The sequence below is a fragment of the Bacillus cereus group sp. BceL291 genome, from assembly GCF_051776705.1.
GTDB classification, from domain to species: domain Bacteria; phylum Bacillota; class Bacilli; order Bacillales; family Bacillaceae_G; genus Bacillus_A; species Bacillus_A cereus.
The window spans coordinates 1-26,584 of record NZ_JBPWAP010000055.1; the positions used below are offsets into that span (position 1 = coordinate 1).

The following is a 26,584-nucleotide window of genomic DNA, read 5'->3' on the forward strand; positions in this document are numbered from 1 at the left end:
AACCTGACGGCTTTCATTCCAACTCTCGATATATTAGTTGTTATTGCTTAAATAAATTTAGGCAACACTCTCATTTCGCACTAACGTACTTATAGAGAAACGTGTCGCACCACTGGACTGCATAATATCAGGTGTTGTTTCAGAGTTTCCTCCACTCTCCACCATAATAATCCCAAGTACGTAGGGAACTAATTCAGACACACCTTGTGCTGAACATTCACTTTCTACCATTGATTGCCAACGTAACACTTGTTGTGGCAGATTCTTTGTTTTAACTGAAGCAGCTAATATACTCATTACTAAATCTCTCCTTATTTTCCTATTATTTTTTCTATAGAACTCTTAATCTACTAATTACATCTAACACTTAAATGAAAAATTTTTTAAAATTACTTCATGTTGCTCACCTTCTTTCACAACAAAAAGAGCAACCATAAAAATAGTTGCCCTTTCGTCGAAATCTTATATTACTACTATAAATCACTTTTTCAATACTTTCTGTACACTGCATGTACCCTACAAAAAGGTAACATTAAAACCCATCTACAAACTTGACAATTTTTCTTATTTCAGCATGTTTGCGTCGGATATAGCCTGTACTATAATGCAAGTCAAACGCTATTTGTTCTAAAGTCATTCCATCAACATACTTCATTTTGAGTATTTGATGATCTAATCCTGTAAACTTATTAATTAAAATCTTTAAATCAAATACTTCATTCATCTTATGTCCTAATTCATATTCAATAGCTTCAATCCGATCTTCTACTTTAGCCCCTTCCGATTCAGCAGTTAATCGTACATTTTGCAAATCCCCACTAGTCCAGCGCTTTAACTCTGCTTTTGATTTGTCTAAGTTATATTCTAAATATGTAATCTCTTCTTCTAGTTTCTGATAATCTTTGAGCCAGTCAAACATATAATAATCCCCCTACTTTTCTTTATTTAAATTCTACTTTTATTTTTATCACCAAAGATAAGCCAACCTTTATTATCAATTTAATAAAATTTATAAATATCCCTTATTATTTATATTTTTTTAATAAAGTTTTTAATCTCTTACGCTCTTCTTCAATAGTTAACTCATTATTTTGTATTGGCTGCTCTTCTGGAACTTCTTCTTTTTCATGTAACCATTCTGGTACCCTTTCATTTCGCTTGGTATTCCCTGACCCAAATTGTTTTTTATTCTTACCAAGATCAAACTGTGCATCTAACATAGCTACATCCTTGAGTGTTTTTACCTTTTTGACTTCCCAATTTTTAAGAATCCCACGTACATATCTCCACTTTGGTACATTTTCATCAATTGATCTATTTACTGCTTCCCCAATTAGTTCACTACCTAATGATTCACAAAATGTACCAAGCTCTATAATCGCTATTTCACTTAATGAAATTCTATTCTTCATTAAAAATTCATAACTTATTTTAAAATCATCATTTATTAACCTTTGTGAGATTAATTTTTGTTTATTATCATGACGATGATTTATATTTTGTATATCAGTATTTAGTTCTTTCTTACTTTGTATATTAGTATTTAGTAGCTTTTGATTTTCCACCGGTAGGTTACCAGCAACAGGTTTTCCAGCAGGTGGGTTTTCCACTGGTGGATAATCATCCACTGGGATTTCGTAAATAATTGTCTCCCACCTAACAATTTTGTTTTTTTCATCTCTAACAGGAAATCTTCTAATATATCCGTACTCTTTTAATTCCTGCATTCCAGCTCTTAAGCTATTAATACCGTCTTTTGCATGTTGCGATAACTCTTCTCTATAAAACACCCAATCATCTGGAAGTGTGAGTATGTAAGCTAATATTCCTTTCGCCTTCCAAGAAAGCCTCTTATCCTTTAGACCGGTATTATTAATAACGGAATAATTATTATCTTTTTTCACTCGAAAAATCCCCATATTATCTACCTCTCATATTTTCAAACCTTTTTTACTTACTTATTGCAACCTTTAACTTCCTCATGAAAAAATCTACTTTCCAGACTTATTAAACCAAAGTGAGGCCAAAAAGAACTTAAAGTTCGATTTATTACTAAAAAAAATATCATCTACACTCTTATCAAAAAACTGTGCAATCTTCCTAGCTGTCTCCATTGATGGCGTTCTTTCTTTTTGATCTATCATTCGAATATAGCGTTCAGTTACTCCGCAATAGCTAGCAATTTCTTTATATAAGTTTTTTTTCGGATCGTACATTTTATTTCCCATTACCCTACCTCCATAAGAACAATTAGTTCTAAATACAGATTAAAGAACTAATTGTTCTTTGTCAATGCACAAAAGAACTTTTTGTGCTAAAATAAATTCAAAGAGAACAATTAGTTCAATAGAGAGGTGAACAATATGATAGGACTTAGAATAAAATCCTTACGAAAAAAAGAGAATTTAACCCAAAAACAATTGGCAGAAAAAATTGGGGTATCCCAAAGAATGATAGGTTACTACGAATCAGAAGAGAGGTTCCCTCCACATGATGTTTTAACTAAATTAGCTGATTGCTTTTCAGTTTCAACTGACTATTTACTTGGTCGATCTGTTACAGACGAACCAAACGAACAAGTAACGCCAAAAGATGAGAAAGATATAGCAAAAAGAATGGAAGAAATAAAGAAAGATCTACAAGGCGAAGATGGCTTAATGTTCTCTGGTGAACCTATGAGTCAAGAAGCGGTAGAGTCATTATTAGATGCGATGGAGTACATTGTAAAACAAACAAAAGTAATCAATAAAAAATACGTGCCTAAGAAATATCGTAATCCAGACGATAACTGATGCAAGCTTAGGAGGGAAAACATTGAAATTCGTCATTAGAGATCTAGTCCAACAACTTAGCACCAAATACAACACGACAAACCCCTATGAGCTTGCAGATTACTTAAAAATACATGTACTAACATGGGATTTACATGAAGAAATAAATGGTTTTTATAAATATGAAAAAAGAAATCGTTTCATTGTTATTAATACTAATTTATCTCCATCTATGCAGAGAACTGTTTGTGCTCATGAATTAGGACACGCGGTTCTACATACTCATGCAAATACACCTTTCCTGCGTAAGAATACATTCTTTTCCGTTGATAAATTAGAGATAGAAGCAAATACATTTGCTGCGCTTTTGTTAATTGACAAAAAGACCATTCAACCTGGTGATACAAAAGCATGTATAGCATACAAAAATAATATTCCAGTTGAACTATTAGAATTCTATAAACCTTTTTAAAAAGGGCTGAGGTCTTATGATTCTGCCTTTTCTGACAATCAATCTTAAGCTCTAAATAACCATTACCTAAATTAAATTTGTAATGCTGTGATTTCTATAACTTCAATGAAAAAGTATTTCATATTTATACATGAAGGTACGCATTGAACTTATATTGTTTTTTTATAATAATGAGCCTAAAATATATTTTAAAGATAAACCACTATCATTACTCATTTTAAATTAAAAAAAGAATCCACAATAAGCGGATTCTTTTTTTGAGATTTTAAAGAGGATCATTAATGACCTCCATATAAACTTTGAATAGCTGAGATATCATCTTGCGCTAAATTTCTTTTAATTAAATTTGAACCAACAGTTGGAAACATAATAGACCCTTGGACATCAGAATGTTCTAAACCTAGTGTATGCCCAATTTCATGGACTGCAACTGTCTCAATATCAAATTGCTCTCTAAATGCACCAATACACCAAGTATGTTCACTATCGTCAAAATGAATAGGTAATGGTAATGCGTTTGTAATAATAGAACATCCCGGAGGAAAATCAGCGTGAGCTAATGTTCCTCCTGTCATATCCAAATCTTCATCATTTGCATTTCGCCATCCAATTATAAGATCAGGATTTTCATCTTTTGCAACTTCTGAAAACTTAAGGCTAGAAACATTTTCCCATGTTTTAAAAGCATTTCTCACAGCTTGAATAGCGTCTGGCTTCGGAACGTCTGCTGTAATATTGTCAAATGCATATGTAAGATTTTTTTTATCCCAAGAACATCTAATTCTAAATGTAATACCATTATTAAAATCCGGTAGTGCACATCGACTAGTTTGCATTTGGCTACGGGTTTCATCATTAAAATCCCCCGTTTTGTTTAACTTGTTAAATTTTTGATACATTTCTAACGCTTTAGATGTAGTATCATCTAACCTATTCACCTCGTACGTATCTTCTTTCAAATACCCAAATCTGGAGAGATACTTCTGTACATGCTTGAATTCCTTTTGCTCTTCTCCGACGTCTAATGATTTTACTTGAGTTAATTTAGCAAACGGTTCTAACTGTTTTTTCATTATTTCACCTACTAAAATAAATTTCGAAGGTACGACTTACCTATCCCTTCAAAATTCATCTTCTCCTAAAAAAAATATATATACTATTACTAATTTGACCTATGGAATAGTTTTAAATCACATAGTCAAGGCTGATCAAAAATTAAATGCAGGTAAATATAAGCAAGATATTTTAAAATATTTTGATTGGAGAGAGATTTTCCCTGAAGGTAAAGGTCATCGAACGCTTCTCAAAACACATATAGTGTATGAGGTCGAGAAATAATTTTAATCTCTACTTATAATGTGACAAACATAACTTTAATAAAACCTATAGATTTATCCTTTCAAAAAGAGAGCTAGAAATGTCTTGCACTAATCCTAAAAAATAAGAAACCACTGTTGTTTTATCAATGATTTCTTATTTTTATAAAAAACAAAACCCATATATTTTTATACTTAATTTTAGTTTTCTTAATTCAAATATAAGTATTGCTATTTTAATGTAATTTAAACCCTCTCCTCGTTAGAGGAATGAAATTTTATTGAACTCCGTCTACTTTGCGACTTTACAGCCTATTATAAGTAGTTCAATTCTCTAACATGGATTGTGGAACAACTTTTTTTCCTACTATCTTAAATTCAATTTCTCCATCATCCCCATATATTAGTTCTATAACTGGAATAGTTACCATTACTTTTTCTTTCTTTTTTCTTACTGCTTCTAAGTCAATTATTTTCATCATACAATCCCCTTTATTTCTTATAAACAAGGAGAAAGCACTCATTTGAGTGCTCTCTCCTTGTTTATAAGTGGACCTTGTAGGACTCGAACCTACGACCGAACGGTTATGAGCCGTTTGCTCTAACCAGCTGAGCTAAAGGTCCAAAGCATACATCTTACTCATATATTGTATTTATATATAAAATTTTACCACATGAATTATCAATTTACTTTACTTTCTATTTAATATGCACATTTGCATCATGTTAACAGTGTTTATACTCCTCATTCTATACACTTTCTAAGTAGTAGTATCTTTTCATATCTTTAACGAAATTTTTTAACAATAAAACATAACTTTACGATTAAAATTTAATGTCTATATACCTTTCATTTTACTAAATATAAAGAAGTTACTTTAATTACAGTAACTTCTTTATATAATTAATGACTTATTCTCACTATTTCTTTTAAGTATCTCTGCATATTTTGATTTACTGCATGAACGTAACATCCATTTATCCCGCGAGATAATAGCACGTAATAAATACGTTTAATATAGGATGTTAACTCCTCATTATTTATATCTGTTCCCTTAATTGGAAGACCATTTCGATCTTTATATTCTTTTGGATTCACCACAATCTTAGCTTTATTTAAATCATAGTCTCCATTTTCTTCACCTGCGTAATCACAATCAATTTCAGCTCCTAAAATCACACCCACATAATTTAAATCCGCACCTTGGGTAGTATGTATACATCCTATTTCCTCTATACTATTCTCAAAGTTAATCCAACCTTTTACCTTTGAGTTCCATTTGAATGTATCGCCTGTAACAGGATCTTTTATATCATAATGATTTTTGTCCTTCTGTGTAATCCATTTCCAAGAATAACCTGCGACTACACGACATAATTCATGTTTTTCATTTAACGCTTTCATAGATTGATTCAACTCTGTAATAGAGTCCATTACCTTAAAGTCATAACCCCGCAATAACCCTTCTTCATACACTCCAACATTATTTGCTATTTGTAAATATTTACGAAGCCATGCTAAATATTGATCTCCAGATTTCAAACGGAATTGTTTATGTAAGGGATGCCTCTTATAATTCGCTGTCAACTGCTGGAATACATCTGTATCTATATCTGCTGGTCGAATTGTTTGGTATGGATCATAAACTATTGTTAAATGATACGCAAATGTTTCTATTAACTCCAACTCAGTTGTATAACCATTATCGGTGACTAAATGTTTTAAATCACGTGCTTGTTTACCAAAATATTGTTTCAGACGATGGGCTTCGTCCACAAAAACATATTTATATTTTGTGTCCCTACTTTTTGCCTGCTTAATAAATTGTGAAGGTGAAAGTACTGTAATACTTTGTAGACCTAGTTTGTTCATTAAGCTCTTATATAAATTTAATGAGTGATTTTGTGGAACAACAAGTGCTATATCCTCATAATTCAATCCCTCTCTCGCTTTACCAGTTTCACTGTCATAAGCTAGCGCATATAAGATGTTTGTTAATACAATTGTTTTACCGGTCCCCGGGTCCCCTGTAATCAAATGTCTACTATTTGATATAGTAAGCATCGTATTAAAAATGTCTTTGCAAACTTCAATTTGGTTTGCCGATAGCTCTTTAAATGGTGAGTATTTATAAATAAATTTATTATGTATCTCACCTAAATTCTCACTAGCTACCCCTTCTTTCATTAAATGCTCCCAAATTCCTGCAAACATATTTTCAACATTTTCAATTCCATTATAGAAATGAATTTTTTGTCCTCTGACTTTATTCAATAAGTTAAATTTTTCATCTGCTAATAAATATTCAATTAACAATGTTTCAATATGCTTAATTGAACTTTCAGTAAATAATTCACTTTTTATTACAATCACTTCATTGAATGTTTTAGCTTCATCACTTATATGTGCAACAAAACGCTCATATATATCTGTAGACTTACCTACATACAAATTCTTCTTATCCCGTTGAATATAGACCACTGGTATTCCATCTATTTTAGGATCTCTGATACAACATTGCTCAAACTCTTTTCGCTTCTTTTTAATTATGTAAAATGAAGATAATTTTTCCGCAAATGATAGCATTTGAATAACTCCCTACTTTTTAATTTTAAGAATACTTAAGGATGTGTGTATTTCATACTTTTGAAATACAATCCATACATCCAATTCATGATCTCAACCAGCTGCTTTCTCATAACCATTTCAAAAAACTGTAAAACGATTTTCGCTTTACAGTTCGTTATATTTTTTATTACTTCCAAATGCTTTTTCTACAGGATATTTCTCTGCATTCTTTTCCAACTTAGCATGTACTACTTGTTCTAGATCAATATTTAATTTATCACTTAGCATAAGTAAATAAATCATTACATCGGCCATTTCTTCTTTTATTTCCTGCATTTTCGTCTCTATTGCTTCTTCACTAGACTTCCATTGAAAAGTCTCAAGCAACTCTGATGCTTCTAAATTTAAGGAAATTGCTAGATCCTTCGCATTATGAAACTGCCCCCAATTTCTCTCATCTCGAAATTTTATTACTACCTTTTGCAAATCTTCCATCATTATTAATCTCCTCTCAATTACTTACTATCTCTTTAAAACAAATTCATTACATCTATAATTCCCTCTAATTAACCTTGATCCAGATATAATCATCTTCATATTTAACATTTAATTTTAATCGAATACCCTTCATATAGTCCTCTAATTTTCTTGTAAAATCCTCATCATTCAATTGATCATATTTATCTATGGCTAGATATAACTTAAATATATTCCCTTTCGTTAAATCAAACTCCCATTTCAAAAAATTATGTAACATATTTTCCTTACTCATGTAGTGATTCGCTTCCATATAATCTAGTAATTCATATAGATTATAGTATACCAAGTTATTTGGTTTAAGCTCTTCACATTTGGGACAATATTCTCTATATCTATCTTGTAATTGCATAATCATTTCTGTTCCACATTGATTACAGTTATACATGTACCATTCCCCTTTACTGGATAACCCAATTCGTCTCTCTTATGTTCTTCCTGTCCTTGAAGTTAAAAATTATACTATTTTACTTTAAAAATATTCCTCTTATGCCACTTAAAGTATAATTTATTCTCCGATTGAATTCCTATCTTAGCTTTTGGTATTAATCCAAATTTCAAATAATCTGTTTCTACTATTAATGAGGAAATATGAAGTCGTCCCTGTCCATCAAATGTGATAAATCCTTTATCATAAAGAGCATCATGATTACAGCACAGTAGTACACCGTTATACGGATCTAAGCGTTCCATACTTGTACTATCTTTCCATGGCTTAGAATGACTTGCTCTTAACAATTCTGGTAAATCTATTCCACATAATGCACATTTTCCGTTCCAAATCTCCATTAATTCCTCTCTAAATTTTTGCTGTCCAATTCGGATTTTCGCTTTTACTTCGGATTCCGTCTCAGCTATAACCGGAATTAATGTGTTGTTTTCTGTCCTTCTTACCGGATCAACTGCTAACTCTAATTGCTCATCATTTATTTTATAAATGTTTGAATCACCAATTAGTTCCATTAATTTAAGGGCTAATTCTTCATTACATGGATATAAATAACCTTGGTTTCCATTTGCATCTGATTGAAAAGGTGAATATTTAATTGGCAACAGGTGCGATATCTCTTCAAATTTCTCACGTATATTAATTGGTTTTTCTAACTCATGATATTTTAAAGATACCAAATAGCCTTCATCATTCCATTGATCATGGCTTTTCATAATCGATGGTTTATTCGATTCCTTACAATCTTCTTCAGCTATACTAACTGCTACAATATTCCCTTTTACATAATGAAAGATTCGATCCCCCTCTTTTACATCCATCATTCTTTTCCATGAATGTGGTACATTACCGCCTCTATCCTTTTTAGGTGACCAAATAATTTCTAATCCTTTTTCCTCTTGATATGTATGCCCCTGCATAACAATAAAATGATTCATATACTCTCTCCTAAAGCGTTAACTCATTACGCTATTTTCTATTTAATATAATACTAAAAAACTCTCCTATGATTAGCAAATTGTCTGTTTCATTTTCAATACCAAACAACCTTCTCTACAGAAAAATTCTGCAATTCCTTTTACTCAACAATTGAGAAATCCAACTTTATATCCATTTATAAAAACAAAAGAGTTGACCCAAAAGGCCAACTCTTCTATTTTAAATTTTTTATTTCTCTTCTTCTTTTTTTACAATTTCCCGTTCATTTTTAGCGATTAAATCATGAAAATGTTCTTCTTTGTTTTCTTCAATATAATTCATAAGGTCTTTAAGTTCCATTTATATCGCCTCCTGTATTTATTATATCAATAATATAATAAAATGTCAGGATAATATCTATTAATTATTTTATAAAACTTAAACGATATATTCACTTGAAAACAAGAGCTGATTTCTCGATAAATTGATTATTTCTACATTCATCAACAATAATTTCTTTTACTCGTTTTGATTCTTTAAAAGCAAAAACTTCTGGTTCCTTCCCTGTATTATCATATAAAGTATAGCAATCTATTAAATCTTTAATTTTAGAAAAAGTAGTCGCTACTTTCATATGGCTTTCTTCAATTATACTTTGGGGTACCAATCTTCCTGTTACTTTAAAACGCAAATTGGATCGCTCTAAGGCAACCTTGATTGGAACATCTACAATAATTGCTTTAATGATGAAACCCGCTTGTCTTAATTGTTGAATTAACTTTATGTATTTCACTTCATTTTTCATTGTACCATCATACATAAAGTTTAGTTTTCTTTTCATGCAAATCTTTAATAGTTTCATGGTAATATCACTACTTTCATCATGAACTAGAAAAGCTGCTTGTTTCATTGACTCAATATCTTCAGATTCCATTGCATCTTGATACTCTGGTATTTTTTCTTTAATCTTATCAGGATCTATCCAAATCATATTTTGTTTCTGAAGTTTATACCCCTTAATTACTAACTCTCCAATTGAACTTTTTCCAGCAGCAGAACCACCACCAAGTAATATAGCTTCAGCTTCCTGCTCTTGCTGTAATTGACCTTTTAGAAATGATTCAATAATCTCATTATGTAAAAGCTTACGTTCTATTGTGTACTCTCCATTAATTACGTACTTTTCTCTAGTTGGTTTCAATTTTTATTCTCCTCTTCTATAGATGCATTATTGTGTCCCTTTAAAAGTTTGAGACCTTCCCCTTTAACTGCGCTTATTACTTCGGTATTTTGAAATCTCTATAAGAGATTTAACTTACTATAATTTCATATAACTCTTTTTTTTAGATGCTATAGGTCTCAATTCATCACTATATATCCCTTCTAAACAATCATTTTTCTCTTTAGCTTAAAACCTACTTTATACATCCACTTAAACAAACAAAAAAGGGCTCCTTTAAGTCGATTAATCGTGCATAGCAAATAAGCTATATACACTAATCGGCTCAAAGAAGCCCTTTCAAAATTGAAACAAGAAAAAACTTGCTTCTACAACTCAACCACAACACATAAGATGTGGGAATAAACGGAATCAAATAAACTAACAATATAATTATATATTACATAATAAAATTATAATTCTCAAGGATATTTCATTAAAATATTCCTACAGTGCTTCTACGGTAGGAATATCAGCAGGTGCCCACTTTAAATGCTTTAAATCTTTAATACTCATCCATTTTAGCTCTGCATGCTCAAGAGCTTTAGGCTTACCTGCCAAGATTCTAGCTTTATATGTAGTAAGATGAACAACAATAGTTTCATACTCGTACTCGACTTCCTCTACCTTCTCATCTACAACAATTGTACATCCAAGCTCTTCTTTAATTTCACGAATTAATGCAGCTGGTGGCTCTTCTCCCTTGTTTATCTTACCACCTGGAAATTCCCAATAATTCGGTAACGTCATTGTAGGAGAGCGTAATGCACATAAGACTTCATTATTTTCATTAACAATTACCGCACCAACCACTGATATTTTTCTCTTCATACTTACTCACTTCCTTATACAGATTAATTAATACTTACTATCTTATATTAATTCATATTTTAACACCAAATTTTCCTTTTAAATGATGATTAACCTTTCATTTGCTAATGAATGAGACAAAATGAAAATAAAAAAATGGAAAATTTGTTAACGACAATGATATGCTTACATATGTATATTTGTTACATAAATACATTAATTTTATTAAATGAGAGGTGATGAATTGCATCTCGATATTAAATCATTACGGCATTATAATTTATAAGCAAAATCTAGTACCTTAGATAAGGAGGATCTTAAATGAACTGGAGAAATTTTTTTGGTTATCGTTCTAAAACCGCATGGAAAATGTTTATTGCTTCCATTGTTTATATCTTTATTTTATTTTTAATACTTCAAGCAATTATTCCAAATTCTATCCGCCCTGCCCTTGTTAATATTGGTTTTTTGGGATTTTCGTTAAGCTTACTTGCTTTAATTATTGGATTAATTAAGCCACAATTTGTGTTACCCAAAATACAAATTAAAACCAGAAAGAAAGTAGTATATTCATATTTATATCTAGCACTAGCTTTCTTTTTAATGAGTATTGTATTTATTGATGGAAAATCACCTTCCAATCAAACTGTAAAAAAGGCAGACACCAACGTTGCCACTTCACAAGATACTAAAAAAGATACAGCAGACACAAAAAATAAGGAAGAAGCTGACCGTAAAGCTCAAGAAGAAACTGACCGTAAGGCTCAGGAAGAAGCTAATCGTAAAGCTCAAGAAGAAGCTCAACATAAAGCTCAGGAAGAAGCTAACCGTAAAGCTCAAGAAGAGACTCAACGTAAAGCCCAGGAAGAAGCTAATCGTAAAGCTCAAGAAGAAGCTCAACATAAAGCTCAGGAAGAAGCTAACCGTAAAGCTCAGGAAGAAGCTAACCGTAAAGCTCAAGAAGAGACTCAACGTAAAGCCCAGGAAGAAGCTTCACAAAAAAGTAATGCTGTTGTTTCCTCATCTAGTGGTAATCATAACGGTTCTAATCGGAAACCTTTCCAAAATGATCCTAGTGATGACAAAGAAGCCAATACCACTTGTAAAGGACAAATTAAAGGAAATGCCAATTCGAAAAAATACCATGTTCCTGGTGGACAATATTATGATTCTACAAAAGACAATATTGTTTGGTTCTGTTCAGAAACTGATGCTCAAGCAGCTGGTTATGTGAGATCTAAAAAATAAAGTCAATTACATTAGAAAAGGAAACACTCTATAAGCGTTTCCTTTTCTAATGTCAAAATATTATTATCCATTTATTAATAGCAAATAATAAGCTATACCCTATTAAAAGATTAAATATGAACTGCTTTAAAAGCTTGTTGGACAGCTTGTACTTCAAATGAATTTTCACCATATAAGTTTGTTGCTATACGAATACAACTCTCTTTTAATTCTTTAAAATCAGAAATCATATTTAACTCATCTGTACTCACATAATACAAGATATTAAACATCTTATCTTTTTCCCAAATCTCTTTTCTCTCTTGCTTTTCTTTTAACTCTAACATTTCAAATTCCCCGTTATTATTTATTTCTATTCTCCAATTATCCCTATAATAATAACTTAGATATGATTCCCTTTCCTCCTGTTGAGAAAATGTATTTTGATCAACTATTTAAATTGAAAAAAGAGGTTATTGTTATACAAATTACAATAATACATACTACTTGAATCTCAATAAACAAAAATAACAGAATGTTTCGTCTTTTATTGATAAATGCTATTAAATAGATTTTGATAGAGGAAATTTCTGATATGATACTAATTGCTGAATAATATCTTTGGAGAGGATGAAATTGAACAATGAATGTTCATATACAGGGGAACGAGCAAATAACTCATTTATTAAATCAATGGTATCAAGAAATTAGGGCTAGGCATGTAGACGCCGCCCAATTACTTAAACAAGAAATTGAAAACAAAATCCATAATATAGAAGAAAATCAAACGATATTATTATACTACTCACTACTAGATTTTAGACATCAATATTTAATTGATAGCTTAAGTATTTCTAAAGATAGCTTTAAACAAAGTGATGCTTACAAAACTCCTACAGACGATTTCCTTTCATACTATTATCACTTCTTTAAAGCCATTCATTCCAATGTTACTGGCAATCATAGCCTTGCAAAAATACATTACGATAAAGCCGAATACTTGTTAGAAACCATACCTGATGAGATTGAACATGCTGAATTCCATTATGAGTTAGCCATTTTCTACTGTCATACACATAGATCAATTTTATGTATTAATCATGTAATGAAGGCAAAAGATATATTTTCAAAGCATTCTGGATATGAATTAAAAGTTGCCTTTTGTAATAACTTATATGGATTAGCATGCACTCATTTAAAGGAATGGGAGTTAGCTGAGGAACACTTTATCTCTGCTATGGATACATTCCAAAAAGAAAATTTAGAATACAATATTTTAATTGTCCGTCACAATCTAGGATTTATGTACGCTACACAGAATCTATCTGAAGTAGCATTACGATATTTATCTGAAGTTAATCAGAAACTACCTAGCGATTATAAAGCCGTATTCATTGAAGCTAGAGAGCATTATAAATTAGGAGAACATGAAATTGCTCAAGAATTAATAAAAAAGGGCCTCCAACTCTCTACTCAATTGGGAATTGAAGGTTATGTTCATCACTTTAATATTTTAGAAAAAATAAATCTACATAGTTGTGCTAATGATTTAGAAAAAGCTGTTTTAGAAGGAATTTCTTATTTTGAACGAGAAGAACTATATGAGTATATAAATGAATATACCGAAAAGTTAGCAGTCCAATTTTACAAAGAAGATAATCATCTAAAAGCTAGCTATTACTTTTATGAAGCTAGTAAAGCCAATGAAAAAAACTTTAAAAAAGGAGCATTAAAATGAAAAAATTAGCGGTTAGCTTACTTGGTATTTTAATTGTCGTTACAGTAACTTTTGGATCAAGTCCTTCAACAGGCACTCAAAGTACTGTAAATATTATTAAATATTCGCACGGACATACTGGATAATGAAAGGAAGGATTACACCTTCCTTTTTTATTTTTTAGAATGATAAACGTATCCCCTCTACATCTATCTATAAAAATTTAAGAAATAAATAATTCAAAAGGTAAAATAAAAATACTATAATTAAAAACTTCCATTTGTTTCTTTTCGTTGGTTTTCCAGCATGTTGTATATAAAAAAACAAGGCAATACCTACCATCGTAATTAAAAATATTTGGTAGTAATCCATCATCTGTAGTACCTCCTCCATACAAAAAATAAGAAGTCTCTTTTTAAGAGACTTCTTATTTTTAATACAAACGACATACATAGGCTAAACATACACAATAAAGTCAGGATGATGTACTTTATTGCCTTTTTATCATACCATATAATTTTATCATTTTTGTTTAATAATTCCATAAAATAAAATTTTATCAACCTTAAAGTGTTTCATAATAAAAATAAATACAGATAAAATTAACAATATATTCACTTGATGCACACGGAATAGCCTCAAAAGATATAAAGTTCAGTTACAATATCATTCATGATTTTTTAAATTTCCCCTTCCCTTCTGTTAAGAAGACTTTAAAACTTGAGTAAATTACCTTATATCGCTACTTTGCGTATGCAGAATTACATACCAGTTTCTATTGAAAATAATTCTCATTGTAACTATAATGGTTTCAGGGATTGAGATTTTCACTTTCGTTTCAAATCTCACAATATATTAAAGGAGGAAATACTATTATGAAAAAATTGATTTTAGCAGGGGCACTAGGAATTGCAGTATTTTCAGGTATGAACTTACCAGGGGTTGAGGGATCAAAAGCGAGTGCAGCTACTACGAATTTAGAAATTCAAGAAGTCACAAAATACTACTCTATGAGTTCTTATGAAGTGTCTCAAAAAGAAGCATTTAATCTTAAAAAAGGGGAAGAACTTACAGTCTTTGTGCAAAATTCAGGGTTCCCAATTTCTTATACGGTCTTTGATGCGGATAATCAAGTAATTGGCACATTCAATGCTAATTCCCCATATGGTCGCGTATTCAAAGCACAAAAAGACGGTAATATTTCTGTACAATTTCAAGCAGGTGTAAATTCTACGTACATGAAGAAGATGAATTTTACAGCTAAATTTGCTGTTTCTAAACTTAGCCAACAATAAAAAATGTAACGATCCCCTTTAAAAACAAATTAAAAAGGTATATCCCTTCAATGGGATATACCTTTAGTTTTAGTGAATTTTATATTGACCAGATAGCTGCTCTTGCGCCATACGAACTAAACGCTTTGTAATTTCTCCACCTACTGAACCATTTGCTCGTGCAGTTGAATCCGGCCCAAGTGTAACACCAAACTCCAGAGCAATTTCATATTTCATTTGTTCAATTGCACTTGCTGCAGCTGCTATTAAGATTTCGTTTGAATTATTATTTTCGCGAATTTGCATTTTTTAAACACCTCCGTTGAATTTGGTAATATCATGCTCTATTTCCAACAAAATATGCAAAAAGTTATTCGTTTAGCTATTTTACATATATACCTAAGCTTTCATCTCTTATATAGGAATAAATAAAGGTATAGGTCATACTCTATACCTACACCTTCCCCTATCCTACTTATTTTTGAATTCCCCTATTAACCCCTGTAACTCTTGCGAGAGCCAATTTAAAGAATTTGCTAACTCTGCAATATCTTGTACATATAGTTCTTGCTCTTTCATACTTTTCTCCACATTACTACTGCTATTCACATATGTATTTGCAATGTGTGATAATTCATTTACAAACTGAACAATAGTTTGATTATCTTTTAGAATGTCACTTGAATGATTCGAAGTCGCTTTAATTTGATTTGTAACAGATTGTGCAGATTCTGAAATCTTTTCAAAAAAAGCACCACTACTTTGAACAAGTATTATTCCTAATTCTACTTCCTTTGAACTCTTCTGTATGGATCTTACAGCTCTCTCTGCCTCAGTCTGGGTTTCACCAATTAATTTAGCTATATCCCTTGCAGATGCCTCGGTTCTTTCCGCTAATATACGTACCTCGTCCGTAACACCTGGAAATTCTTCCCCCATCTCTCCAGCACATGAGGATTCAGTATAAGCATCTAAAGCTAATGAATTTGTTTGGTTTGAAATGGTTGTAATTACAGTAAGAATTTCATTAATTTCCTTAGATCGTGCTTCTAATGCATAAATACTAGAAGATACATCCTGAACTGTATCTTTGATTCTTTTCATTTGATTCACAATTTGCTTAATCAAATCTTTTCCCTCTACAGAATGCTGTTCTATGTCTTCCGAAACATTCCCAACTTGTTTTGCAGCTCCTTTAATTTCTTTCATCTTACTTTCCATTTCCTGTACAATTCCTAAAAATTTTTGCAGTACATATTCATGAGAATGTGCTCCTAAATTTAATCCTGTTATAGCACTTGCAATTTCTTTAAAGGCTATGCTATTCTCTTTTGTACTTACCGACAATTCCTGTGAAGATGTCGAAACCTGTTCAGCAGTCTGCCTTACTTTATCTATAACACTATTAAACTTTTTAATAGTGTTATTAAAATAGATATTGGTTATCCCTATATCATCAGATCTTTCATTCAATTTAATACTTAAATCCCCTTCACCAACTTTACGTAACCCTTCTTGTAAATCCTTTAAAGGCGATATGGAGTTTCGTGAGATAAATATTTGCATTGTAATTGCGATTGTTAATGAAATTATTATAAATAGTAAACCTTGCACTATAAATTGTTTCTTTGTAATTGGAATAATAGAAGCGTCCAAATCCGCTGCAACAATTGCAATTATATTTTTATTTTCATCTGTAACTGGCTCTAAAATTGTTACCCAGAACCCTAATTCATCTTCATACACTTCTGTCATTTGTGCCTGTTTTGTTTGTTTTACTTTATCATATGTTTTTATCCAATAAGTAGGCTGCTCATAGTATTCACCTGGTTTTACAGAAACAATATTTGCTAATTCTGTATCCAAAGCTACTATTTGTAATTCAGCTTTATCATTTAGCTTGGCTCCAGTAACATATGTTTGCCCAACACTTTTCATATCTTTTATAGCTTTATCTAATTGCTCTGTCAATTTTTCTTTATTCACTCTTTGAGCTGTGGGGTCTTTTGCTACATCTCTTACTATTTCTAGATCTAATTGATTTAATACCGCATCACCTGTTTCAAAAGACTGCCTCTCAAATATAGACATCATACTATTTTGAAACATATTAAAACTTAACGCTCCCATACTTCCAACAAGGGTCAGAATTACTAATACCGTTAGTAATACATTTTTTTGAAGCAACGATAGCTTATGCCAATATTTTTTCATTGGTTTCTCCTTTCTTATTTTCAACAATACAAAAACAAAGTAGTAACATATTAAGAGGTTTTCTTTCTGTTATTAATTTAAACTTTAAAATAGCATACTAATCGTTCAACCAAACGTTCCAATTTTTTTCATTTGCGATCGCATCTTTTATATGTCCAGCTACTCCTGGAAATCTATTTAAAGGAAGACACAATACTTCTACTACTTCATCTTTTCTATTTGTACTGATTTCTTCTAAATCGATGATATTAAAGGGTTTGCCTATAATAATTGCTATAATGTTTAATAGACGACTAAGAATATTTAAAATTCCATATTTATCTCCTAAAGATTTTCAAATTAGATTTGTTGCAGTACATTCAGCGAGGATTTTTTATAATATTGTTAGTTTTAACTAAAGATAAGAATTTTTAAGAGCCTCATCTTTAGTTATTTTTATCTTGCAGAACAATAAAATCTGAAAGTTTAACTCAATCTCCTATTTTATAACTTTTTTCCTTATTTTTCTATAACATTATAATATTTACCTGTACAATCTAAACTTGGACTCTTTTGGCCTTTACCCTTCAATTGTCTTAAATTCATATGAGTTAGCGCAGTAAGTAAATTTTTAATAAAAAAACTTTTGTATTAAAAAATGCAAAAATACATACTCCTCCAAAACTATATGCACTTAAATATTCATATAGTAAAATAATTAGTACAAACGTGCCCTATACAGCATATTTCCTTAACGGGCTTGATATTGTATTCATCATAAAATTGGTATGACCTTAATATCTCACTTAGCTCTTTAATATTTTGATGTTAACAATATAGTGTTAAAACATCCCTACTTTATCGCTATACCTACATATAAGCCAAGAATTTAATTAAAGAACGATTTTCATCAACAGTAGACGAAAGCATGTCAAACAAAAAGAGACTCAATTATTTATTACTTTTTGTATAGATGTAATAAAAGATTATAGGAGAAATATATATGCTAAAAAAAATGAATAGATTTATGTTTGCTTTGCCTACCATTTCTTTTGTTTTTCTTATTTTATTAGGATCATTTTTATTCGTAATACCATTAGATCTATTCTTACCTGAAATACAAAAAAAACCAATAACAGAAGCACCCCTTATTCTTCAAGTTTTATTAGGGGTATTAGCGGCACCTATATATGAAACAGTAATTTTTCAAGTATTTTTATTTTGGATGTTAAGTTGGATTCCTTACATTAAAAATCGCGATTACCTTATCATTTTAATAGCTTCAATTATATTTGGATTAAATCATCCATATGGAATCACTTATATAGTTGGTACAACGATAATCGGACTTTTATATAACTATGCTTATTGGGTATATAAAAAAAAGAATGAAAAATATCAGGTTACCATGTCTGCTTTTTGGGTTGTTTTTTTGATTCACTTATTACATAATTCTATTGCTTTTATAGCATCAAATTTATAAATATTTTAAAGATAATATAGATTAATGAGTTATGTTTGTACTTGTTAGAGGTAAGAGACACGATATAAGAATTAAAGAGAGGATAATTCGCTAATAATTCTAATAGTCTTGTTTCAGTTTGTTTATTTGAATAATACAGAGAGAGGGCCCTGTCAGGTAGACAGTATTTTCAAAGTATAGCTAAGCCACCTGAGTCTATATTTGTATGGACTCAGGTTATTTAATTTCTTTTGAAATGTTTGATGGTTATAAAATTGTATATATTTGCGGACTTAACATAGCTGAAGAAGTCTTTGTTATATGCATTATCCTAAAAGTTTTACTTTCGCGACATACTTTCCTTCATTTTTCTAACATCCCATCCTCTTCTTCCAATCGTTTAGTCTTAGTACCTGAACCTTTAGGTTTCATTCTACCTAAACATAACCCTTTTGTTTTCCCACGTTCTTCTTCTAGTTCTTTAATACCTAAAGTTTCGAATTATTTCATCCAACGTCTTACAATTGAATAATAAATGTCTATTTCTTTCTTAACAGTTTTATATCTTCTTTTAAGTATAAACTCATTTTCTTTTCCTTTCATTTTGTATAGCAAGTAATTCTAATTTACCCCATAGAAAAATCCCCTCCATAATAAATAGGTTAATGTGTTTTCTTTTTCCTATCTACTATGAGGGGAGAATAGCATACTAAAGATAGCTTCTTTTTTGTAAATGATCTAAGATTCTAGTGCAGTAATTAATTGCTGACGTTCTTTATCTCTAAAAATTTTAATTTCATGTTTAAATTCATAATTTCCTTCTTCAAATCTAACCCATTCCTTACTTGTCCAATATACAACATCTACATTTGCATCTAAAATTACAGAACATATGTCTACTAATTCTTCTTCGTAAAATGGTGCTTCTTTTGCTAGTTCAAAAGCTAGTACTTTTGGATCCTTACTTTTAATTTGAAGTTCCCTTGAAGTTTGCCCTAAATACTGCCATGGGGAATATAGAGATTGCACATGAACATTTCGAGTTTCTTTAAACTGTGATGGAGAATGTATTGTAGCAGCAAATGTAGGTTTGCTCACTCCTATTGTTGTACCTAAAGCAATAGAACTAATAATAAGTTTTTTAATCATTTTTTCAGCCCCTTTAATTATTTTGGATATGCTTCATTTTTATACTACGTTTATGTTCGTGTAAATGAAGTTGATTTGACATGATTCATCATTTTTTTCAAAAACTGAATATTAATTAATCGTTATAAATTTACCCAAAACAAAAAAGTTTCCATAAGGAAACTTTTTTTGTTTTAGGTATACATTATATGTATAAAAATTAGTTTTGGAAATATTTACTTATTTGTTGATAAAATTGTATATAGATATTATTCTTACTATTATCTACACACATCTCATACAAAGCCTCACTACAACATAAACAAATTCATCTTATGACCGCGTTTCTTCTTACGAAATTAAGTGATTGTTTCAATAGATGGTTTGGGAATCATAAAATTACTTTCTTTCTCAGCCCTATTATTCTGTTCTTTTCCCTAAAATTCCAATATCCCCATTACTTCTTTTGTAAATAGTTTAAAATCAGTTAAATGTTTTTCAATAATTTGACGAACAATATCTAAATTTACACTTTGATAATCATGAACAGCAATATTACGAAATCCAACCATCGCCTTTAACTTATTTGCTAGATCAGCGCTAAGTAATCCTGCTGTAACCAATAAATCAAAGGCCTCTCGACTAGATTGGGGTAGTCCTAATTTTTTACCTGCAACAATATGCATTGCTAAATCAATACTCGCTTCACAAGCTCTTTGTATATTCAATATTATTGAATCTTGTTTTGTAAAGTCCTCTAAATTTTCAGGGTCATTTCCATACACATCTTGGATTCTTTTTATACAACGCTCTATTGTAGAAATTTTATTTAAAATAACCTCATTCTTCATATATAGAACCTCTTTTCTTTATATCTTCAAATACTATCTGTCGTTCTTCATTCAATTTTGAATACATTTTTAAGGTTTTCATTTCAAAAATAACCTTACGTTTTTCATCCGAACAAAATATTGTCTTACCTGTATGTATAATCTGAGCTTGAAAAACTGTAGAAGCTTCGGATAAATCAACTAAATCAACATCTCTATGAACAATGTTAGCTAACTCCTGTGCTAATAAAAAACGTTCATAGTTCCCTAATGTTGTGTCACTTACATAAGCTATATCAATATCACTATCTTCTCGTTCTCTGTTCTCAGCCGTTGATCCAAACACAATTATCCAATAGGGATTCACCGTCTCTTGTAATTTTTCTATAATAGCTGTTATCATGCTTTGAAAAATCATTTAATTAATCCCCCTTATTGTACTTGAATTTTATTATATCATAACCAATCATAAATCCTTTAAACGACTATAAATACGTAAACAAAATTAAGCTTTTTTAGCACTTAACTTCTCACAAAATTAGAAGCTTATTTCTGACCTAAAATTATTATAGTTCAGGAGTAGATATATTGTGGCTTTGGATCATAAATAATTGTTAATAATCCAACGCTTGTCTGTTAAATGCCTTTTATTTTTTCTTCGTGCAAAAGTAAAAGACTGACAATAACTGTCAGCCTCTTACTTTAACAACTCTAAAGAACTTTAGCCTATTTCACAATATACATTCTAATAGTTTGAGGATATATTGCTCTAACAAAGCATTATATATTAATCCATCTTTAATTTTTCTTTTACCTTTGTAGGGAGTTCGTCTTTTTTAACTTCTTCCCAAGATTTCACACCTTTTTTCTCAGAGTAATATATACGTAAAAACGCTTCTTTACGAAGGTTTTTTAACGCTGTAAACTCCATTTCTTTCTCTTTACCATCCTTATCAAATCCAGGTAATTTATAATCGTAAGTCGTATCCCCATTTACATTTTTCTCTTTTAATTTTTCACCATTCTTGGTAATTTGCACATAATATGTATCTGTACCAAGACGATTTAAATTACAACCGGATAACAACACAGTAAACATCACAAAAACGCTACACATAAACACTATTCGTTTCATATTATTCACCTCATATCTTTTCTCACAAAAATTATATCCTAATCTATTGGCTGCCAAAATTCATTTCCATTACGCTAACATTACGTTTTTGTAAGGTATTAAAAACAGCTTAAAATAAAAAGGATATAAATTCATATTTCTATTGAATTCATATCCTTTGTTCTTATTGAGTAAACTATTTTGCCCCATGCTTAATAGGAGGTATTTCTATTATTCTGGGAAAATAAAGCTAGAGTCCTCTTCACTATTAGCGGTATCTTCTTTCGGGAATGTAATAGTAGATCCTTCATTTCCCTTATTTCCTTTATTTATTTCTTGTTCCTCAGGAAATACAATGGAAGAATCATTACCTAAGTTTGGTGAAAAACCAAGTTTAGATAAAATAGCTTTTAAGTCAGGTAAAACACCAATTTTATCAGAAGTTGGATCATTGGATTTCGTTCCGGTGCTAGGGTCACTTAAAATAGCCCTAATCTGGCTTGGTGTATATACTTTACCCTGATTATTTTTTGCAATTCCTTGAATTGATGCTGCAGCACCAGCAATAATAGGTGATGCGCTAGATGTTCCAGCAAAACTAGATGTATATAAATTTGTTATAAATTCACTTGGTTTAGCATCTGTAGTATCTACTGCATTCCCCCATCCATACACATCCACTCTACTACCATAATTAGAGAAATATGAACGCTTATGAGGAACCCTTGCAGAAGCTGCCCCAACCATAATTGCCCCTGAATCTTTAAAATCAGGACTATTACGATTTAAAACTTGTTTACCATTACGGTCTCTAAATTGATCCAAGTCATTTCCGCCGTTTGCACCTGCTTCAATAATAATAATTCCCTTATTTGTTCCCATACGAATTGCATCGAATATGTCTGGTTTTACTTCCACAGGAAAATAGTTCTTATCTCCATATCCATCGTAAGTTGCTTGTGCCTCTAGTAAAAGAATATCTCCAGCTTGCATATTGTTAACCGCGCTTAAAATAGCATCAGCTGTATTATAATTTCCGTTATCCCTAATCTGAGATACAACCTTTACCTTAGCTTTCGGTGCGATCCCAATTCCACCTATGTTATTATCCTCTGCCGAAACAATTCCTAAGACTGAGGTACCGTGATCATGGTGCTCGCTTTTATTCTGTCCAGATATCAATTCAATCTTTTGATTCACTAAATCCTCATGATTAAATAACCACCCATACTCCATATCTACGAAAGTAGTTCCTTTTCCATCTCCACCTTTTATGCTCCAGGCATAAGGTGCATTAATTCCTAATGGTGCTGGTTCAAGGTAACCTTGTCTTGTAAGTCTAGGCTCATCATATGGATTAACAGATAAATTTGGCAAACGCTCTGCTGGTGGCGCCTCTTCTTCCTGTAAATACGCCGTTTCAACAAGAGATGATTTTTCAATTTTTGTAAGTAATGCTTGTACATCAATATCATCTTGAGTTTCTACAATATAATAGTTTAACAAATTAGAAGAAATTTGATCGGAATCTTTTATTTCTTTACCAAGATTTTTAATTTCTTTAGGATTTAAAGAATTAAAAAGTCGATTTATAGTTACATTTGGATATTCAGCTAAAATTCCAATTAATTCAGGATCTTGTTTTTCTTCTTTAATGAATTTTTCTATTCCATCCTGATATGGTAAATTCGCTTCATTTTTAAATTTCAAAATTAATTGTTTAGTAACTTGCTTATGTACAGTAGAATTCAATTGCTTATTTGAATAATTGTAAGTAGCTGCATAGGCAACTTCTGATTTTTCACTTGGAAGTAGTCCGCCTATCCCATTAAATGCTGTTAATGCAATTGAAGAAACTAGAATTCCCTTAAAAATTTTCAAAACATGCACCTCTTTTTTATTAATATATAGTTATAAAAAAATGTATTTTACCTAATTTCTTTTTATATAAACGTTTTATATGTAGGACTATATTTTCAACTCCATTCATTCTTTAATATTTATTTATACATTATTAATACAACCAATTCATACCAGCCATTTTATTAATTCAGTTGCATAACTGTAACTATTATAGTTACAGCCTTGTGGAATAGTCAACCTTAAATGCAATTTTGCATTTACAATCATACATACTTCTATCAACTTACTCCCAATTATTTCAAGAGAAGTTGAACTTCTATCATTTTGAGTAATTGCATATATATAATATAGAACATATAAGGGGGGTTAAAACGTGGTAATCTCAAGACAAGATTCCTGGACTGATGATAACGATTTACTTCTCGCATCAACAGTACTTCAGAATATTCGTAACGGTGGAACACAATTATCTGCATTCAAAGAAGTAGCGAAACTACTAGCTAGAACACCCGCAGCTTGTGGATTTCGTTGGAATTCATATGTGAGAAAACAATACCAAGAAGAAATACAACAAGCAAAACAAGACCGAAAAATGGGAAACAACATTCCCCTCTCCCCATCAGAAAAAGAAAAAAACTCTTTGTCTATTACATTAGATGATATTATTCTCTTTCTACAAAATTATAAAAATGTGAATGAATTGACAAAGTTACAAAATCAAATTGAAGATTTAGAAACAGAGAATCAATCTCTTCTACAACGTATAACTATGTATGAAGAAGAATATCGAATGTTACTGAACCATATCGATAAGACAAGAAATTTAATTGCAGTGGATTAAACAGCATAACTATAATAACTTTCCAGTAGGATTTTCGCCCGTCAAAACCACAATAGATAAAGAATATTCAGACTATTATTGGTAGTAATAAGTAAAATACACATACATAATGTATGTGTATTTTTAATTTGACTATTATTAAAAGAAATATTTAGTCTATGTTACATCTTTTCTAGTATTTCTTGTCTTTCACACCATTTTGTTAGCTTTTCTAATGCTTTTTTAGATAAACGTTTTGTTTTATAATTACAAAACCTAGATAATGTAGACGGAGAAATACTAATTTCATCTGCTATTTCACGAATGCTTACCTTTTTTTCATTGTGTACTTTCAGTATTTGGTCACGGATCTTTTTCTCTATTTGTTCGACTGATTCTACAGTCTTCTTTATTTCTTTAACAACTGTTACTTCCGGTAATTGCTCTTGTGGTTCCTCTATACTCTTCTTTCCTATTACCCTATCCATTGACTGTAGCATTTCTTCAGGTGGTAAAATCGTTATTCCTAAGTTGGTGTAATAATTTTTAAACCAATTACGTTTCCCAATTTGTTGTTCATCCAGTGGATCACTATACTCCCAATGAGAGATTACTTTTTCATTTTCTAAATCCATTAGAACATTTTCTAACTGTTCTCTAATACGATTAGGCTTCCAATCTTTTGGGATATCCATTACTGCTAGCAGTCCTTTGTCCCCACCTATAGAATATGGCTTTTTCAATGATGAATACATTTGTCTAATTCTCCATTGCCATGTTAAGTATCGAATTAACCTTTTATGATATTTGTGTCTATAACTATTGTATTCAAGTGCTTTTTTAGATAATAGGGCTGTTGTATTATTTGATCCATACAAATAATTAGTTAAAAAGCTACCCGGCTTAATACGACAAGATTCAATGCCCATGTATTCGTTAGTAACACTATGTCTCCATAAAACAACTGAATCTAATACAAATAATCTTTTGATAACTTCACGCTTTAATTCTAAACGTTCCCCATCATCATCACGGTCATTTAATACAACGACTTCATTCTCATCATTTAAATAGATAAAAATGCTTGCTAAAGCTGCAATTCTCTTTGCTATCTTAATTTTATCTTCTGCTCTATAGTATTCTTTATTTTTAACAACTGTTTTTGGAATGTTGCACATTTCTAAAACTTGTTCATACGAAAAGTCAATAAAATCATCTGGAGATTTTGCTTCATTAATCCACTGTATTGTGATTGCATCTAAGCAATCTGCCGTTAAATCATCCATATTACTCATTACGTCATCTACAAGGGTATTCCATCGAGCTGCTTCTTCTATATTGGTAAGTCTTAAATCTTCATCTTTGTGTGAAGAAAGTTGAGCTACACCATTAGAAGACCTCGTTTCAATGGGATATTGTAAGACCTTACTTATTTCATCTTCTTCAAATTGATTCTTTGCAATCCCATCTCTTAATTTATAATAAACAGCAGAGTTATTTACCTCGTAATAATCCTCGTGATTCACTATATTTGGCTTATCTATATTTTGATCATTTTCTAATATTAAAGAATTTGTATGTACTACATTTTGAAATTCTTTTTCTATAAATACTTCAATTTCTTTATATATTTCTTCTTTATAAGAGTCAATTTTCGCATAAATTTGTAATAATGTAATTCCGGACTCTTGCTTTTTCTCTAACCAAGATACTAATGCAGTAAATGATGGAGAAGCATGGGGTGATGTGAGTACTTTATTATTATTATTTTCAACATCTTTAAAGTATGCATTCCACTTATTCCATACTAGCTCGTTAGTTTTATAAATTGGCTCAGAGATTAGCAATGCATCTCGAAACATTTGTAATAAGTTATCCACTTTCTTTTCCTCCCTA

General features: G+C 30.8%; 29 protein-coding genes, 1 tRNA gene and 1 pseudogene. 8 read left to right on the forward strand and 23 right to left on the reverse strand.

The genetic code is table 11. The annotated features are described in order from the left end of the window. Positions 1-81 precede the first annotated feature (81 nt). From ACS2CR_RS25590 to ACS2CR_RS25605, 4 genes and pseudogenes are all read right to left on the reverse strand, one after another. Positions 82-297, reverse strand: a pseudogene (locus ACS2CR_RS25590) (lysozyme family protein); the annotation flags it as partial. A gap of 235 nt (positions 298-532) precedes the next feature. Then, a complete protein-coding gene (locus ACS2CR_RS25595) occupies positions 533-919 on the reverse strand; it encodes a hypothetical protein (RefSeq protein WP_086407462.1) in 387 nt (128 codons plus the stop codon). A 106-nt stretch (positions 920-1,025) separates the two neighbouring features. Then, on the reverse strand, positions 1,026-1,919 hold the full coding sequence (locus ACS2CR_RS25600) for a DnaD domain protein (protein WP_153602775.1): 894 nt from the start codon (positions 1,917-1,919) through the stop codon (positions 1,026-1,028). Between the two features lie 72 nt (positions 1,920-1,991). After that, a complete protein-coding gene (locus tag ACS2CR_RS25605; protein ID WP_000527100.1) occupies positions 1,992-2,228 on the reverse strand; it encodes a helix-turn-helix transcriptional regulator in 237 nt (78 codons plus the stop codon). A 135-nt stretch (positions 2,229-2,363) separates the two neighbouring features. Between ACS2CR_RS25605 and ACS2CR_RS25610 the strand changes: the two genes are divergently transcribed. Beyond that, the gene (locus tag ACS2CR_RS25610) at positions 2,364-2,792 is read left to right on the forward strand and encodes a helix-turn-helix domain-containing protein (protein WP_000579789.1); all 429 of its coding nucleotides are present in this window, start codon (positions 2,364-2,366) and stop codon (positions 2,790-2,792) included. Between the two features lie 22 nt (positions 2,793-2,814). Next, a complete protein-coding gene (locus ACS2CR_RS25615; RefSeq protein ID WP_065705253.1) occupies positions 2,815-3,243 on the forward strand; it encodes an ImmA/IrrE family metallo-endopeptidase in 429 nt (142 codons plus the stop codon). A gap of 278 nt (positions 3,244-3,521) precedes the next feature. Here the strand turns inward: ACS2CR_RS25615 and ACS2CR_RS25620 are convergent, their stop codons facing one another. The 9 genes from ACS2CR_RS25620 to ACS2CR_RS25660 form a co-directional block, all read right to left on the reverse strand. Continuing rightward, positions 3,522-4,316: a matrixin family metalloprotease gene (locus tag ACS2CR_RS25620; RefSeq protein WP_086407465.1), complete on the reverse strand. Its 795-nt coding sequence runs from the start codon at positions 4,314-4,316 to the stop codon at positions 3,522-3,524. 569 nt (positions 4,317-4,885) lie between these two features. Then, a complete protein-coding gene (locus ACS2CR_RS25625; RefSeq protein WP_153602776.1) occupies positions 4,886-5,038 on the reverse strand; it encodes a hypothetical protein in 153 nt (50 codons plus the stop codon). Between the two features lie 71 nt (positions 5,039-5,109). Next, positions 5,110-5,183, reverse strand: a tRNA-Ile gene (locus tag ACS2CR_RS25630). Positions 5,184-5,463: 280 nt separating this feature from the next. Next, positions 5,464-7,146, reverse strand: coding sequence for a DUF2075 domain-containing protein (locus ACS2CR_RS25635; RefSeq protein ID WP_153602777.1), 1,683 nt, complete (start codon positions 7,144-7,146; stop codon positions 5,464-5,466). Between the two features lie 147 nt (positions 7,147-7,293). After that, the gene (locus tag ACS2CR_RS25640) at positions 7,294-7,623 is read right to left on the reverse strand and encodes a nucleotide pyrophosphohydrolase (protein ID WP_153602785.1); all 330 of its coding nucleotides are present in this window, start codon (positions 7,621-7,623) and stop codon (positions 7,294-7,296) included. 67 nt (positions 7,624-7,690) lie between these two features. Next, positions 7,691-8,053, reverse strand: coding sequence for a hypothetical protein (locus ACS2CR_RS25645; protein WP_000282135.1), 363 nt, complete (start codon positions 8,051-8,053; stop codon positions 7,691-7,693). A 74-nt stretch (positions 8,054-8,127) separates the two neighbouring features. Further along, the gene (locus ACS2CR_RS25650; RefSeq protein WP_153602778.1) at positions 8,128-9,051 is read right to left on the reverse strand and encodes an HNH endonuclease; all 924 of its coding nucleotides are present in this window, start codon (positions 9,049-9,051) and stop codon (positions 8,128-8,130) included. Between the two features lie 431 nt (positions 9,052-9,482). Continuing rightward, positions 9,483-10,232, reverse strand: a complete 750-nt coding sequence (locus ACS2CR_RS25655) for a zeta toxin family protein (protein WP_153602779.1) — start codon at positions 10,230-10,232, stop codon at positions 9,483-9,485. A gap of 465 nt (positions 10,233-10,697) precedes the next feature. Further along, the gene (locus ACS2CR_RS25660) at positions 10,698-11,081 is read right to left on the reverse strand and encodes a (deoxy)nucleoside triphosphate pyrophosphohydrolase (RefSeq protein WP_000823376.1); all 384 of its coding nucleotides are present in this window, start codon (positions 11,079-11,081) and stop codon (positions 10,698-10,700) included. Positions 11,082-11,381: 300 nt separating this feature from the next. Here ACS2CR_RS25660 and ACS2CR_RS25665 point away from each other — a divergent pair, with 300 nt between their 5' ends. Beyond that, positions 11,382-12,308: a sunset domain-containing protein gene (locus ACS2CR_RS25665; RefSeq protein ID WP_153602780.1), complete on the forward strand. Its 927-nt coding sequence runs from the start codon at positions 11,382-11,384 to the stop codon at positions 12,306-12,308. 110 nt (positions 12,309-12,418) lie between these two features. On the opposite strand, the gene ACS2CR_RS25670 is transcribed toward ACS2CR_RS25665, so the two are convergent. After that, a complete protein-coding gene (locus ACS2CR_RS25670; protein ID WP_086407472.1) occupies positions 12,419-12,634 on the reverse strand; it encodes a M4 family metallopeptidase in 216 nt (71 codons plus the stop codon). 296 nt (positions 12,635-12,930) lie between these two features. On the opposite strand from ACS2CR_RS25670, the gene ACS2CR_RS25675 reads away from it, so the two are divergent. The 3 genes from ACS2CR_RS25675 (at position 12,931) to ACS2CR_RS25685 (ending at position 15,299) form a co-directional block, all read left to right on the forward strand. Continuing rightward, entirely contained in the window at positions 12,931-14,025 is a 1,095-nt protein-coding gene (locus ACS2CR_RS25675) for a Rap family tetratricopeptide repeat protein (protein WP_097807757.1), read from the forward strand. Further along, positions 14,022-14,150: a hypothetical protein gene (locus ACS2CR_RS25680; RefSeq protein ID WP_000732003.1), complete on the forward strand. Its 129-nt coding sequence runs from the start codon at positions 14,022-14,024 to the stop codon at positions 14,148-14,150. Before ACS2CR_RS25675 ends, ACS2CR_RS25680 begins: the two co-directional genes overlap by 4 nt. Before the next feature lie 729 nt (positions 14,151-14,879). After that, on the forward strand, positions 14,880-15,299 hold the full coding sequence (locus ACS2CR_RS25685; RefSeq protein WP_153602781.1) for a hypothetical protein: 420 nt from the start codon (positions 14,880-14,882) through the stop codon (positions 15,297-15,299). 69 nt (positions 15,300-15,368) lie between these two features. On the opposite strand, the gene ACS2CR_RS25690 is transcribed toward ACS2CR_RS25685, so the two are convergent. Next, on the reverse strand, positions 15,369-15,584 hold the full coding sequence (locus ACS2CR_RS25690; protein ID WP_001167046.1) for an alpha/beta-type small acid-soluble spore protein: 216 nt from the start codon (positions 15,582-15,584) through the stop codon (positions 15,369-15,371). A gap of 165 nt (positions 15,585-15,749) precedes the next feature. Further along, positions 15,750-17,492: a methyl-accepting chemotaxis protein gene (locus tag ACS2CR_RS25695; RefSeq protein ID WP_153602782.1), complete on the reverse strand. Its 1,743-nt coding sequence runs from the start codon at positions 17,490-17,492 to the stop codon at positions 15,750-15,752. Between the two features lie 982 nt (positions 17,493-18,474). Between ACS2CR_RS25695 and ACS2CR_RS25700 the strand changes: the two genes are divergently transcribed. Beyond that, entirely contained in the window at positions 18,475-18,954 is a 480-nt protein-coding gene (locus ACS2CR_RS25700) for a CPBP family glutamic-type intramembrane protease (protein WP_153602783.1), read from the forward strand. Positions 18,955-19,106: 152 nt separating this feature from the next. Here ACS2CR_RS25700 and ACS2CR_RS25705 read toward each other — a convergent pair whose 3' ends face one another. The 6 genes from ACS2CR_RS25705 to ACS2CR_RS25730 all read right to left on the reverse strand — a co-directional run bounded on the left by ACS2CR_RS25705 (position 19,107) and on the right by ACS2CR_RS25730 (position 23,886). Then, a complete protein-coding gene (locus ACS2CR_RS25705) occupies positions 19,107-19,214 on the reverse strand; it encodes a hypothetical protein (RefSeq protein WP_369127742.1) in 108 nt (35 codons plus the stop codon). Positions 19,215-19,671: 457 nt separating this feature from the next. Beyond that, complete coding sequence (locus ACS2CR_RS25710; RefSeq protein WP_043939134.1) at positions 19,672-20,082, reverse strand: hypothetical protein; 411 nt, start codon at positions 20,080-20,082, stop codon at positions 19,672-19,674. A gap of 416 nt (positions 20,083-20,498) precedes the next feature. Next, positions 20,499-20,912, reverse strand: coding sequence for a type VII toxin-antitoxin system HepT family RNase toxin (hepT, locus tag ACS2CR_RS25715; RefSeq protein WP_000787540.1), 414 nt, complete (start codon positions 20,910-20,912; stop codon positions 20,499-20,501). Beyond that, positions 20,902-21,309 (reverse strand): type VII toxin-antitoxin system MntA family adenylyltransferase antitoxin, encoded by a 408-nt coding sequence (mntA, locus tag ACS2CR_RS25720; protein WP_098578600.1) that lies wholly within the window; start codon positions 21,307-21,309, stop codon positions 20,902-20,904. The genes hepT and mntA overlap by 11 nt, the downstream gene beginning before the upstream one ends. 369 nt (positions 21,310-21,678) lie before the next feature. Further along, positions 21,679-22,026, reverse strand: coding sequence for a YxeA family protein (locus tag ACS2CR_RS25725; RefSeq protein ID WP_000822896.1), 348 nt, complete (start codon positions 22,024-22,026; stop codon positions 21,679-21,681). A gap of 210 nt (positions 22,027-22,236) precedes the next feature. After that, positions 22,237-23,886: a S8 family peptidase gene (locus tag ACS2CR_RS25730; protein WP_153602784.1), complete on the reverse strand. Its 1,650-nt coding sequence runs from the start codon at positions 23,884-23,886 to the stop codon at positions 22,237-22,239. A 355-nt stretch (positions 23,887-24,241) separates the two neighbouring features. On the opposite strand from ACS2CR_RS25730, the gene ACS2CR_RS25735 reads away from it, so the two are divergent. Next, on the forward strand, positions 24,242-24,709 hold the full coding sequence (locus ACS2CR_RS25735; RefSeq protein ID WP_043939142.1) for an RsfA family transcriptional regulator: 468 nt from the start codon (positions 24,242-24,244) through the stop codon (positions 24,707-24,709). 161 nt (positions 24,710-24,870) lie between these two features. Here ACS2CR_RS25735 and ACS2CR_RS25740 read toward each other — a convergent pair whose 3' ends face one another. Then, the gene (locus ACS2CR_RS25740; RefSeq protein ID WP_000369377.1) at positions 24,871-26,568 is read right to left on the reverse strand and encodes a helix-turn-helix domain-containing protein; all 1,698 of its coding nucleotides are present in this window, start codon (positions 26,566-26,568) and stop codon (positions 24,871-24,873) included. Positions 26,569-26,584: the final 16 nt, after the last annotated feature.

Bases quoted from the DNA above. Each gene is read 5' to 3' on its own strand.
- ACS2CR_RS25595 (WP_086407462.1), bottom strand. From the start codon at position 919: ATGTTTGACTGGCTCAAAGATTATCAGAAACTAGAAGAAGAGATTACA.
- ACS2CR_RS25600 (WP_153602775.1), bottom strand. From the start codon at position 1,919: ATGGGGATTTTTCGAGTGAAAAAAGATAATAATTATTCCGTTATTAAT.
- ACS2CR_RS25605 (WP_000527100.1), bottom strand. From the start codon at position 2,228: ATGGGAAATAAAATGTACGATCCGAAAAAAAACTTATATAAAGAAATT.
- ACS2CR_RS25610 (WP_000579789.1), top strand. From the start codon at position 2,364: ATGATAGGACTTAGAATAAAATCCTTACGAAAAAAAGAGAATTTAACC.
- ACS2CR_RS25620 (WP_086407465.1), bottom strand. From the start codon at position 4,316: ATGAAAAAACAGTTAGAACCGTTTGCTAAATTAACTCAAGTAAAATCA.
- ACS2CR_RS25625 (WP_153602776.1), bottom strand. From the start codon at position 5,038: ATGAAAATAATTGACTTAGAAGCAGTAAGAAAAAAGAAAGAAAAAGTA.
- ACS2CR_RS25635 (WP_153602777.1), bottom strand. From the start codon at position 7,146: ATGCTATCATTTGCGGAAAAATTATCTTCATTTTACATAATTAAAAAG.
- ACS2CR_RS25640 (WP_153602785.1), bottom strand. From the start codon at position 7,623: ATGGAAGATTTGCAAAAGGTAGTAATAAAATTTCGAGATGAGAGAAAT.
- ACS2CR_RS25645 (WP_000282135.1), bottom strand. From the start codon at position 8,053: ATGTATAACTGTAATCAATGTGGAACAGAAATGATTATGCAATTACAA.
- ACS2CR_RS25650 (WP_153602778.1), bottom strand. From the start codon at position 9,051: ATGAATCATTTTATTGTTATGCAGGGGCATACATATCAAGAGGAAAAA.
- ACS2CR_RS25660 (WP_000823376.1), bottom strand. From the start codon at position 11,081: ATGAAGAGAAAAATATCAGTGGTTGGTGCGGTAATTGTTAATGAAAAT.
- ACS2CR_RS25665 (WP_153602780.1), top strand. From the start codon at position 11,382: ATGAACTGGAGAAATTTTTTTGGTTATCGTTCTAAAACCGCATGGAAA.
- ACS2CR_RS25670 (WP_086407472.1), bottom strand. From the start codon at position 12,634: ATGTTAGAGTTAAAAGAAAAGCAAGAGAGAAAAGAGATTTGGGAAAAA.
- ACS2CR_RS25675 (WP_097807757.1), top strand. From the start codon at position 12,931: ATGAATGTTCATATACAGGGGAACGAGCAAATAACTCATTTATTAAAT.
- ACS2CR_RS25680 (WP_000732003.1), top strand. From the start codon at position 14,022: ATGAAAAAATTAGCGGTTAGCTTACTTGGTATTTTAATTGTCGTTACA.
- ACS2CR_RS25685 (WP_153602781.1), top strand. From the start codon at position 14,880: ATGAAAAAATTGATTTTAGCAGGGGCACTAGGAATTGCAGTATTTTCA.
- ACS2CR_RS25690 (WP_001167046.1), bottom strand. From the start codon at position 15,584: ATGCAAATTCGCGAAAATAATAATTCAAACGAAATCTTAATAGCAGCT.
- ACS2CR_RS25695 (WP_153602782.1), bottom strand. From the start codon at position 17,492: ATGAAAAAATATTGGCATAAGCTATCGTTGCTTCAAAAAAATGTATTA.
- ACS2CR_RS25700 (WP_153602783.1), top strand. From the start codon at position 18,475: ATGCTAAAAAAAATGAATAGATTTATGTTTGCTTTGCCTACCATTTCT.
- ACS2CR_RS25710 (WP_043939134.1), bottom strand. From the start codon at position 20,082: ATGATTAAAAAACTTATTATTAGTTCTATTGCTTTAGGTACAACAATA.
- hepT (WP_000787540.1), bottom strand. From the start codon at position 20,912: ATGAAGAATGAGGTTATTTTAAATAAAATTTCTACAATAGAGCGTTGT.
- mntA (WP_098578600.1), bottom strand. From the start codon at position 21,309: ATGATTTTTCAAAGCATGATAACAGCTATTATAGAAAAATTACAAGAG.
- ACS2CR_RS25725 (WP_000822896.1), bottom strand. From the start codon at position 22,026: ATGAAACGAATAGTGTTTATGTGTAGCGTTTTTGTGATGTTTACTGTG.